Source organism: Microbacterium sp. HMWF026 (assembly GCF_003061325.1).
GTDB lineage: Bacteria > Actinomycetota > Actinomycetes > Actinomycetales > Microbacteriaceae > Microbacterium > Microbacterium testaceum_E.
Map to the genome: position 1 here is coordinate 1 of NZ_QAJB01000091.1, position 7,534 is coordinate 7,534.

Sequence of the window (7,534 nt, forward strand, 5' to 3'; positions counted from 1 at the left end):
GGCGTGCACCTCGAGCGCGCCCGCGTCGACGGTGATCTCGCTGCGCGCGCCCACCAACCGGCGCGACCGCACCCTGCCGACGATGCGGAGGGGGCCGGCATCCGTCCCCTCCCCCACCCGCACGTCCTCCTGCCGGAAGACCAGGGTGGCGGGTCCGTCGGCGACGCCGGTCGCGGCCACCGCGCCCAGGACACTGCTATGGATGCCGCCCACCACCTCGCCCGGGACGGCATTGCGCCCGCCCATGAGCTCGGCGGCGCGCAGGCTGCCCGGTCGTCGGTAGGCGTCGGCGACGGTGCCCTCGTGCAGCAGCCGGCCGTGCTCGACGAGGGCGATGCGATCGGCCACGCGGGCGGCCTCGTCGCGGTCGTGCGTCACGAGCAGGATGGTGGGGGCGAGGTCGGCGCGCACCGCCTCGAGCAGATCGTGCATGTCGGCGCGCAAGGCCGGGTCGAGGGCGCTGAACGGCTCGTCCAGCAGCAGCACGGCGGGTTCGGCGGCCAGGGCGCGGGCGATCGCGACGCGCTGCTCCTGCCCACCCGACAGTTCGCCGACGCGCCGCGAGCCGTACCCGGACAGTCGCACGGTGTCGAGGTAGCGCTCGGCGCGCTCGCGGGCGCGGGCGCGCGGCATCCCGGCCACGCGATCCGAGAAGGCGACGTTGTCGCGCACGCTCAGGTGGGGGAAGAGCAGCGACCGTTGGAACACCATGCCGACGCCGCGGCGTTCGGCGGGAACGGAGGCGACGTCGCGGCCGGCGATCGACACGGTTCCGCGATCCGGGGTCTCGAGTCCGGCGATCACGCGCAGCAGCGTCGACTTGCCCGATCCGCTCGGCCCGAGCACCGCGGTGCAGGTTCCGGCGGCGACCGCGAGGGTCAGGTCGTCGAGGGCGGCGGCCGGCGAAGCCGAGAAGGTCTTGGTCAGTCCCGAGAGGACCAGGTCGGCGCTCACGCGCTCACCTCTTTCGACGAACGGGGGCGGCGGCGGCCGAAGGCCAGCACGCCGACGAGCAGCAGGACGGGCGGGGCGACCGCCGAGAGCGACATGAGAGCGACTGCGGCGTCGTTGCCCAGTCCCGCGGCGGCCGAGGCGACGACGAGCGGCAGGGTGACGACCTCTCCGCCGCCGACGATGAGGGTGACGATGTAGTCGCTCCACGCGACGAGGAACGCCAGGAACGCCGCTCGCGCGAGGGCGGGGGCGATCATCGGCAGCTGGACGCGCCGCAGCACCTGCAGGCGCCCGGCGCCGAGCAGCCGCGCCTCTTCTTCGTACGAGCGGTCGTAGGCGCCGTACGCGGTGCGCATGACGAACGCGGTGTAGGGCAGCGCCATGACCGTCAGCACCAGGGCGACGCCGACGACCGCGGGCACGTGCGCGCGCAGCAGCACGACGTTGACGCCGAGGACCGCGGCGAAGGGCGGCAGGGCGATCGGTGCGAGCAGCAGCACCGACACCAGGCGGGCGCCGGGGACGGCGCCGAAGGTCAGCGCACGGGCCGCGAGGGCGCCGATCAACGTCGCCGCCACGGCGACGACCACGCTCAGCACCAGCGAACGCCCCAACGCGGGCAGGGCCCCGAACGCGACCGCCTGATCGAGCGAGCGCAGGCCGAAGGCCGTGGGGAGCACGGAAGGAAAGCTCCAGCGGTCGGCGAACGACCACAGCAGCAGGGGCAGCAACGGCAGCGCGAACCACACCGCGAGGGCGACGGCGAGCAGCCGCCGCAGCGCTTTGCCGGCTCCGCGCGAGCGGGTGAGGGGGCCGTCGAGGGCGGTCATCGCCAGGCCGCCGTCCGCCGCAGCGCGCCGAAGGTCAGCGCGACGGCACCGAGGGCGAGCACGCACGTCACCAGCGCCACGGCGGCCGCCTCGGGTCGGGAGTCGAGCGAGACGCCCTGGAACAGCCGCACGGCGAGCACGGGGAGGGGCTCGGGAGACGTGCGGCCGAGCAGCCACAGCACTTCGTACGACCCGAGCGCGTAGACGAAGCTGATCGCGGCGCCGATGAGGATCGTGGGCGTCGTGAGCGGTAGCAGCACGTGACGGAACCGCTGGATGCGACCGGCGCCCAACAGCGCGGCCGTCTCGTCGTAGGTCTGGATGCGGGTCGCGAGCGTGCCGGTGACGATGAGGGCGATGAACGCGGACTCCTTCCACGCCAGCTCCACGATCGCGGCACCCCACAGGGGGCCGCCGACCCACGGCGCCCACTCCTCGGGGGCGATGCCCAGCAGACGCGGGAGCACCCCGGCATCCGAGAGCAGAAGACCCACGGTGGCGGCGGCGATGAGGTGCGGAATGGTCACGGTGAGCGTGCCCAGGGCGGCCACGACCCGGCTGCTGCGCGTGCGCGACACGATCACGACCGCCGCGGTGGTCCCGATGACGACGGCGAGCGTCGTGGCGACCGCGGCGACGCCGAGCGAGACGCCGATCGCGGCGAACAGCTCACCCGGCCGCGCGGTGAACGCCGCCACCCCCGGGGTGGGTCGCCCCACCACGGGGAGCAGTCCGAACGCCTGCAGCGCCGTCGCCCCGACGCCTCCGCCGAGCACCACGAACGAGAGGACGACGGCGGGCAGCACCAGCAGCACGCCGAGCCGTCTCTCGCGCGCGGAACCGGCGCGTCGGGCGACGGGCGCCCAGGTCACCGCGAGAGCACGTTCTGCCGCCACCCGTCGTCGAGGGCGGGAACCCACTCGGCGGCGAGCTCGCCGTGCGCGTTGCGCGAGAGCTCGTCGTACGCGGGTACGACCGGCGACGCCGGCAGCGCATCGAACAGGGCGCGGTCCTCGGGCGACAGCGCGTCCAGGTCGAGCACGGGGAACTGCCCCCACACGTCGGGCTCGGCCTTCTTGGCCTGCTGCTCGGCGGACAGTGCCACGTTCGCGACGACCATCGCGCCCGCCGCGGCGTCGGAGTTGACGGGAAGGCCGAGGAAGCTGGCGTTGCCGACCGTGCCGTCCTCGAGCGTCAGTACCTTGGTCTGGGCGGGATAGGTCCCGTCCGCCACGAGGCCCGTGAGCGTCGCCGGGCCGTAGGTCATTGTCATGTCGATCTGACGGTCGGCGAAGAGCTGACCGAGCTCCGTCTCGTTCGCGGGGTACGTGTCACCGCCGCGCCACAGGTTCGGGGCGAGGGCGCCGAGTCGGTCCCACAGGGCGGGCGACAACTCGTCGTAGGCGTCCTGCGAGAACGCCGTCGGCACCTGGTCGGCTCCGCCGGACACGCTCGCGAGCGCCTCGCGCACGAAGACCGAGCCGGTGAAGTCCGGCGGTGCCGGGTAGGTGAACCGGCCCGGGTGGGCAGCAGCCCAGTCGAGCACGCCCGCGAGCGTCGTCGGCGGGTCGGCGATCGCCTCGGCGTTGTAGGCGAGGGTGAACTGCGCCTTGTGCCAGGGCGCCTCGCACCCGTCCACGGGCGTGCCGAAGTCGGACTGCAGCAGCGGGTCGTCCGCGCCGGTGTTCGCCATCGAGGGCAGCATCCCGGTCCAGCCGCAGCGCCACGCGCCGGCCTCCTTGCCCGTGCGGAAGTTGTCGCCGTTCACCCACACCAGGTCGACGCTGCCGTCCTCACGACCGGCCTGCAGCTCGGTGAAGACGCGGTTCAGCGCGTCGCGGGTGTCGGTCACGGGAACGCGCTCGAGCGTCACGCCGTACTCGGCGACCGCCGGCGCGAGCACGTCGTCGACGTAGGCGTTGCCCTGGTCGTCACCGCCGTACATCCACAGCTGCACGGTCTGGCCCTGGGCAGCCGAGAGGACGGCATCCCAGTCCGCGAATTCGGCGGCGTCGGGGGCGGCCGGGGCGGCGCACCCGGTGAGGGCGAGAAGGGTGGATGCCGCGGCCACCGTCAGGGCGGTGAGACGACGTCGGCGTCGAAGGGGGGTCATGAGGCTCCTCGGTCGGGACCGGCGACCGCAGGTCGCGTGCGGACTTAGGGTATGGGAGGCGGAGGGGAATCGATGGAACCGAACCGGACCGACGCGCCCGCGCGCGGTGCGATGCGCCGACCCCTGCTGCGCCTCGTTCTTCTCGGTGTCTTCGTCGCCGTCGTCGCAACGGTTGGCTTCGTCTTCGTCCCGCACGACGTCGAGCAGATCCGCTCGTGGTCGAGCCAGGTCGGTTGGCCCGGGGTCATCCTCTTCACGCTGCTGTACGCGGCGCTGACGTTGAGCCCCGCACCCAAGAACGTGCTGGGCATCGCGGCCGGTCTGGTCTGGGGCTTTCCGGTGGCGTTCGCCATGGTCTACGTGGGCGCGCTGCTGGGGGCCGCGGCATCCTTCCTCATCGGTCGCGCGCTCGGCCGCGAGGCCGTCGAACGCTTCACGGGGGCACGGGTGGCCCGCCTGGATGCCGCGATCGGCCGCCGCGGACTGCTCGCCGTCCTGAGCGCCCGCCTGATCCCCGTCATCCCCTTCACCCTCATCAACTACGGCGCGGGGCTGACGTCGGTGCGCCGACGCGACTACGCCATCGGCACGGCGGTCGGGATCCTGCCCGGCTCCGCCGCGTACGTCGCCCTCGGGGCGTTCGGGTGGGAGCTCGGCCCCGCATTCTGGGTCGCCCTGGCCGCCGTGGGCGTGCTGCTGGGGGCGGGACTGATCGCGGCGGCGGTCGTCCGGCGGCGCCGCGCCGCGGAGGCGCCGGATGCTTGACCGCACCATGCGCGCGGTCCTCTCGGGTCCCCTGGATGCCATGGCCGCCGCCCTGGATCGTCCGGGCGTCACCCCCGACCGCCTCACCCTCACCGGCCTGGCCCTGGCGCTCGCCTCGGCCGGTGCGGCGGCGGCGCAGTGGTGGGCTGCGGCGGTCGTGCTGTGGCTGGTGTCGCGGGTGGCCGACGGCCTCGACGGGACGCTCGCGCGACGTCGACGGGCGCGCGGCGACGGCGGCGACAGCGAGGCGGGGGGCTTCCTCGACATCACGGCCGACTTCATCGCGTACGGCACGGGGGTGCTCGGCGTCGCGTGGGGCGCGACGGCCGGCTACGGGGTCGCGTGGTGGCCTTTCCTGCTGGTGCTGGTGGTCTATTACGTCAACGGCACGGCGTTCCTGGCGTTCTCGTCGATCGCCGAACGCACCGGGCGTCGCATCGACGACGGGCGGTCGCTGTCGTTCCTCGGCCGCATCGCCGAGGGCACCGAGACGATCGTCGTGCACGCGCTGTGGCTGATCCTGCCGTTCTGGTCGGGCGGGATCGCCGTGGTGTGGAGCGTGTTCGTGGGGATCAGCGCCGTGCAGCGGGTCGTCGCGGGGTACCGCCTGCTGCGGTGAGATCGCGCGGCGCCCCGACCCGCCCGCCGGGCGTCGCGGCGACCGCCCGGCTCCGCGCCGACGCGCGCAACCGCGCCCCCGGCCTCAGCGCCGACGCCGGCGTACCCGGCGCAGCAGCCGGATCACCGCGGCCACCGCACCCCGCCGCAGAGCACCCTGCGCGTCCCGCACCGCGGCGTTCCACCCCGCGTCGGAGTAGGTCGGGTACGCGTGCAGCACCCCGGCGAGCGCCCGCACCGTGAGTCCGAGCGACACGGCGGTCGACAGTTCGCCGAGCGACTCCCCCGCGCGCGGTCCCACGATCGTGGCGCCCACCACCCGACCCCGGCGGTCGACCACGAGGCGCGTGAACCCCGCGGTGCGCCCCTCGGCGATCGCGCGATCGAGGTCGTGGTGCGCGGTCTCGACCACGCGCAGGCCCGAGGCCTCGGCATCCACCGACGACACCCCCACCGCCGCGACCTCGGGAGCGGTGAAGGTCACGCGCGGCACGTCGTCCAGCCGTGCTCGCCGTGACAGTCCGAGCACGGCGTTGGTGGCGGCGACGCTGCCGAACATCCCGGCCGTGTGGGTGAAGCGCGGCAGCGGCGTCGCGTCGCCCGCGGCGCGGATGCGCGGGTTGCTCGTGGCCAGGGTGCGGTCCACCGCGATGGCGCCGGAGCCGTCGAGCGCGACGCCCGCGGCATCCAGTCCGAGTCCCGTCGTATCGACCCGCCGGCCGAGCGCGGCCAGGACGCGTTCGGCCGCCACCGTCGAGCCGTCGCTGAGGCGAGCGGTCGTGCGCCCGTCCGCCCGCGTGGCCTCGTCGAGCGTCGTGCCCAGGCGCACGTCGACGCCGTCGGCGCGCAGGGCGGCGAGCACGAGGGCGCTGGCGTCGGGATCCTCTTTGGGCAGCACCCGGTCGCCGCGGTGGACGAGCGTGACGCGACTGCCCAGACGCGCGAACGCCTGCGCCAGCTCGCAGCCGATCGCGCCACCGCCCAGGACGAGCAGGCTCTCGGGCAGGGTCTCGAGGTCCCACACCGTCTCGTTCGTGAACACGTCGACGCCGTCGGGGACGACCGGCGAACTGCCCGTGGCGACGACGGCGTCGCGGAAGCGGATGCCGACTCCCTCGACCACCAGCGAACGGGGCCCGTCGAACCGGGCCCGTCCCCGCAGCGTGAACACGCCCGATCCGGCGAGGGTCTCGGGCGAGTCGACGGGTTCGATCTCGGCGATCGCCCGCTTCACGTGCGCCATCACGGCGGCGAAGTCGACCCGCACCTCGTCGACGTGGATGCCGAGCCGCCCTGCCCCGCGCGCGTCCTGCGCCGCGTCGGCCGCCGCGATCAGCGCCTTCGACGGCACGCACCCCGTGTACAGGCACTCTCCGCCGAAGCCTCGCGCCTCGATCAGCAGCACCCGCGCGCCCAGCACCGCCGCGGTGCGCGCGGCCACGAGACCCGCGCTCCCCGCCCCCACGACGACGAGGTCCCATACGGCGCGGCCGGCCTCGACGGGGGTGAGCGGGCGGGCGCGACGGCGCGGGGCGGTGGTCATGGTCGAAGCCTAGGGTGGGAGCGAAGGGGGTGGCGCGATGGCAGCACTGCTGCGCCGATACGGCGCCGGCGCGCGGTGGTACGACGTGCTCTCGGGCGAGCGCTGGGTGTACCGGGCGGGCCGTGAGGCCGGCATCCGTCTGCTCGATCCGCGCCCGGGCGACGTCGTGATCGACCTGGGGTGCGGCACCGGCCTGAACTTTCCCGCGCTCATCGCGGCGGTCGGTCCGACCGGCCGCGTGATCGGCGTCGACCGCAGCGCCGACATGCTCTCCGTCGCCCGCCGCCGGATCGCCACCGCCGGATGGCACGACACCGTGACGCTGGTCGAGGCGGACGCTGCGACGCTCGACCCCGCCGTCCTGCGCGCCGCCGCCGGAGGGCGAGGGGCGGATGCCGTCTTCTCGACCTATGCGCTGAGCGTGATCCCCGACCGCGCCGAGGCGTGGCGCCGCGCGACCGCGGCGGTGCGCGCGGGCGGACGCGCGGGCATCGTCGACATGCAGCGGCCGCGGGGGCGGTGGCGCGTGCTCGCGCCCCTGGCTCTGCTCGCGTGCGCGACCGGTGGCGCCGACATCGACGCGCACACGTGGCGCCTGCTCGAGCGCGACGCCGCCGATCCGCCGCGCGTCGCCCGCGCCGAGCGCAAGGGCGGGCACCTCGTGGCCGTCGCCGCCGCGCTCGCGCCCTCGGTCACCGCCTGACCCCCGCC

8 protein-coding genes are annotated in these 7,534 nt (G+C 74.7%); 3 read left to right on the forward strand and 5 right to left on the reverse strand.

Annotated elements, in window-relative coordinates:
• The 4 genes from DBR36_RS04430 to DBR36_RS04445 all read right to left on the reverse strand — a co-directional run.
• Positions 1–954, reverse strand: a 954-nt coding sequence (locus tag DBR36_RS04430) for an ABC transporter ATP-binding protein (RefSeq protein WP_108317737.1), incomplete at its 3' end; no start/stop codon positions are given.
• Positions 951–1,784 (reverse strand): ABC transporter permease, encoded by an 834-nt coding sequence (locus DBR36_RS04435; protein ID WP_108317738.1) that lies wholly within the window; start codon positions 1,782–1,784, stop codon positions 951–953. The genes DBR36_RS04435 and DBR36_RS04430, both read right to left, overlap by 4 nt.
• The gene (locus tag DBR36_RS04440; protein ID WP_258222561.1) at positions 1,781–2,656 is read right to left on the reverse strand and encodes an ABC transporter permease; all 876 of its coding nucleotides are present in this window, start codon (positions 2,654–2,656) and stop codon (positions 1,781–1,783) included. Before DBR36_RS04440 ends, DBR36_RS04435 begins: the two co-directional genes overlap by 4 nt.
• Positions 2,653–3,897, reverse strand: coding sequence for an ABC transporter substrate-binding protein (locus DBR36_RS04445; RefSeq protein ID WP_108317739.1), 1,245 nt, complete (start codon positions 3,895–3,897; stop codon positions 2,653–2,655). Before DBR36_RS04445 ends, DBR36_RS04440 begins: the two co-directional genes overlap by 4 nt.
• A gap of 72 nt (positions 3,898–3,969) precedes the next feature.
• On the opposite strand from DBR36_RS04445, the gene DBR36_RS04450 reads away from it, so the two are divergent.
• Both DBR36_RS04450 and DBR36_RS04455 read left to right on the forward strand, forming a co-directional pair.
• Positions 3,970–4,662: a TVP38/TMEM64 family protein gene (locus tag DBR36_RS04450; RefSeq protein ID WP_165801245.1), complete on the forward strand. Its 693-nt coding sequence runs from the start codon at positions 3,970–3,972 to the stop codon at positions 4,660–4,662.
• Positions 4,655–5,281, forward strand: coding sequence for a CDP-alcohol phosphatidyltransferase family protein (locus tag DBR36_RS04455; RefSeq protein WP_108317741.1), 627 nt, complete (start codon positions 4,655–4,657; stop codon positions 5,279–5,281). Before DBR36_RS04450 ends, DBR36_RS04455 begins: the two co-directional genes overlap by 8 nt.
• Before the next feature lie 84 nt (positions 5,282–5,365).
• Here DBR36_RS04455 and DBR36_RS04460 read toward each other — a convergent pair whose 3' ends face one another.
• The gene (locus DBR36_RS04460; protein ID WP_108317742.1) at positions 5,366–6,823 is read right to left on the reverse strand and encodes an NAD(P)/FAD-dependent oxidoreductase; all 1,458 of its coding nucleotides are present in this window, start codon (positions 6,821–6,823) and stop codon (positions 5,366–5,368) included.
• A gap of 37 nt (positions 6,824–6,860) precedes the next feature.
• On the opposite strand from DBR36_RS04460, the gene DBR36_RS04465 reads away from it, so the two are divergent.
• Positions 6,861–7,526 carry a methyltransferase domain-containing protein gene (locus DBR36_RS04465; protein WP_108317743.1) on the forward strand — a complete coding sequence of 222 codons (666 nt, stop codon included), beginning with the start codon at positions 6,861–6,863 and terminating at the stop codon, positions 7,524–7,526.
• Positions 7,527–7,534 lie beyond the last annotated feature (8 nt).